Genomic DNA, 3455 nt, shown 5'->3' on the forward strand with positions numbered 1-3455 from the left:
CTGCGGATCGACTACGCGGCCGAAGGATTCTCCACGGACTGGGTGCGGGGCCTGCTGGACCAGACCGTGGTGTTGACCTCGGCCGGGATACGGGATCCCGAGGTCGGCCTGTCGGCGTTGCCGTTGGTGACCGATGTGGAACGCGAGCGGTTGTTGGCGTGGGGGCGGGGGCCGGTGCGTCAGGTGCCCGGAGCGCCGATTCACGAGTTGGTGCTGCGGTGGGCGGAGCGGACGCCGGAGGCGGTGGCGGGTGCCGCTGGCGACGAGGTGCTGACGTACGGGGAACTGGCGCGCCGGTCGGGGGCGCTGGCGGGGTATCTGCGGTCGGTGGGTGTGGGCGCCGGTGACGTGGTGTCGTTGGCGTTGGACCGCAGCCTGTGGTCCCTGATCGCAATGGTGGGGGTGTTGCGGGCGGGGGCGGCGTACACGCCGATGGACGTGGCCTGGCCGGCGGAGCGGATGCGGATGCTCCTGGCCGACCACGGCGCTCGGGTGGTGTTGACCGTCGGTGAGGTGGCCCCGCGGATTCCCCGGGTCGACGGGGTGCGGGTGGTGGCGTTGGACGACGACCGGGAGACGGTGCGGGCAGGCGACCCGGCCGGGTTGCCGGTGGTCGACGCCTCGGCGCCGGCGTTCGTGATCTACACCTCGGGGTCGACGGGTACCCCGAAGGGCGTGGTGCTCTCCCACGACAGGCTGACGAACTTCCTGGCGTGGATGCGCGAGGAGTGCGCGGTGGGTCCGGACAGCCGGATGCTGCACTGCTGCGCGCCCGTGTTCGACGTGGCGCTGGGCGAGGTCTTCACCGCGCTGACCTCCGGCGCACGCGTCGTGGTGTCTTCCCGTGACGACCTGCTCGACGCGCGCCGGCTCACGGAACTCATCGCGAAGGAGCAGGTCACCCACGCGTTCTGTCCGCCCACCAACCTGGCCGCGGTCGACCCGGCCGACTGCCCGAGCATGTCCTGCGTGACCCTCGCCGGTGAACCGATCCCACCCCGCATGGCCCAACGCTGGCTGGCCGCCGGCACCCGCCTGATCAACGCGTACGGCCCGGCCGAGGCATCCGTCGCCTGCACCTGGTACGACGCCAGCGCCGGCTGGGACGGCGCGTACGTGCCCATCGGCTGGCCCATGCCCAACCGACAGATCCACGTCGTCGACCCACAGCTGAACCTCGTCCCCATGGGCGTCCCCGGCGAAATCCTCATCACCGGGTCCGGAGTGGCTGACGGTTACCTGAACCGCCCGGAGCTGACGGCCGAACGCTTCGTCACCGACCCGCACGGCGGCGGCCTCGCCTACCGCACCGGCGACCTGGGCCGGTGGAACGCCACCGGGGCGCTGGAAATCCTCGCCCGCATGGACCACCAGGTCAAAGTCAACGGCATCCGCATCGAACTCGGCGAAATCGAAGCCGTCCTCGAACAACACCCCGACGTCGGCACCGCCGTCGTCGTCCGCCGGGAAGACCAGGGAGTCGCCCGGCTGGTCGGCTACGTGACCGGCCACGACGGCCGCACCCCGACGGTCAGCGAACTACGCGCCCACGCCGCGACCGCCCTGCCCGCATACATGGTCCCCGCCGTCATCATGACCCTCGACCGGTTCCCCGTCGGCGGCACCGGAAAAATCGACCGCCGCGCCCTACCAGAACCCGGCTCCCAACGCCCCGACCTCGACGTCGACTACGTCCCACCCACCACCGACGAAGAACGACTCGTCACCAGCGTCTACACCACCGTCCTCGGCATCGCAGGCATCGGCACCCACGACAGCTTCTTCGACCTCGGCGGCACCTCCCTCCAATCCGCCGCCGTCGCCACCGCCCTCGACGAAGCCGCCAACGTCGTCGTACCCGTCTCCCAGATCCACCGCACCCCCACCCCACACACACTCGCCCACTGGCTCACCACCGCACCCCGCCGTACGGGAGCCGGCGCCACCGCCGGGCAGCGCCGGCAGCGTTCCGGCCTGGTCCCGCTCGCGCAGCAGGTGGCGAAGTGCCTGATGTCGCCCCTGGAGGTCATCAACCCGGTCACCTGGTGGATCGAGGGTGACCTGAACCTCCGCGCGCTGATGGCAGCCCTCGGCGACGTCCACCAACGACACGAGGCACTGCACGCCCACTACCGACGGGTCAACCCCCCGGTCGCCATCATCCCGGCCAACCCCGGCACACCCCAGCTCCACCTACTCACCGACGCCACCACCGAACAGGACGCCCTCGACCAACTCGCCGAGGCCGTCCAACAACCACTCGACTACACCCAGGGCCGCAACTGGCGCGCCGCCCTCATCCGCGAAAAAACCACCAACCGCATCCTCTTCGGCGTCGGCATCCACCACATCGCCTTCGACGGCTGGTCACACGCCCTCCTCGTCCGCGACCTCAGCCACGCCTACACCGCCCGCTGCGGCGGCCAGACACCCGCGTGGGACCAGCCCGCACCGACGCTGCGCCAGTCGTACGACGAGTTCACCCGGCTGCGCGCCGCCACCGACCTCGAGTCGCAGCGCGCCTACTGGCGCCAACAACTCCGCGGCCTGCCCCGCCAGGGCAACCCTCCCGCCGACGCGTCGCTGGAGCAGGCGCTCGCCTGGGGTCCCAAGGCCGGACACACCGTCACCGTCACGCCGCAGGTGATGGAACGCTGGGACCGGGCCGCCCGCGAACACCGGTTCAGCCGCTCCGCCTACTTCACCGCCGCCTTCGCCACCGCACTGCGCGCCCTCCATCAGCAGGACGACATCGGCCTGCTGATGGTCGTCGCCAAGCGGGGCAGCCGCGTCCTCGACTCCGCCTTCACCACCAGGATCAACCTCAACTGCGTCCGGGTCCGGTTCGACGGGCCGGAGGACGAACTCGTCCTTCGCGTCAACGACACGATCAACGACCTGATGCGGGCCCAGGACGTCTCCTTCGCGGAGACCGCCGACGACCCCACCGCCGGGATCTCCAGCGAGGTGGTGGCCAGCCTGCCGACCTTCGTCTTCCAGGACAACGTGGTGCACCCGCTGGAGCTGCCCGGTTGCCGGACGGAGGAGGTCGTCGAGCCGTACGCCCGGGAGGTGCCCAACGGCCTCACGGTCGAGGTGCTGCCCCGGGCCGACCACGCCCTCCTGCGCGTCACCATCCGTACCGACCTCCTGCCGTACCGCCTCGCCGAGGAGCTGAACGGCCAGATGCTGCGCTTCCTGGACGCCGGGCCCGGGTTGCCCACCGCCGCTGACTGACCCGGTACTCCTTCCGCCGTGGGCGCCGACGGCCGCGACCACGTAGTTCCTGATTCCCTCACCGGCGGTACCCGCACAGGTGACGCCGCCCCTGATCGGAGGTTCGCTCATGTCTGTCGGGTTCGTTGGTGGTCAGGTCCGGGTTGTGGGTGTCGCCGGGGCGGGTGCCGAGTTCGAGGGCCTGGACCTGGTGGGTGACCTGCGGCGGCCGTTGGTGT

1 protein-coding gene is annotated in these 3455 nt (G+C 70.9%); it reads left to right on the top strand.

Going from position 1 to position 3455, the window contains the following annotated elements:
- On the top strand, nt 1-3237 hold a 3237-nt coding region (locus ACGF5G_RS35665), incomplete at its 5' end, for an amino acid adenylation domain-containing protein (protein ID WP_393271303.1).
- Nucleotides 3238-3455 lie beyond the last annotated feature (218 nt).

The organism is Micromonospora sp. NPDC047730, from assembly GCF_043204765.1.
Taxonomy (GTDB): Bacteria; Actinomycetota; Actinomycetes; order Mycobacteriales; family Micromonosporaceae; genus Micromonospora.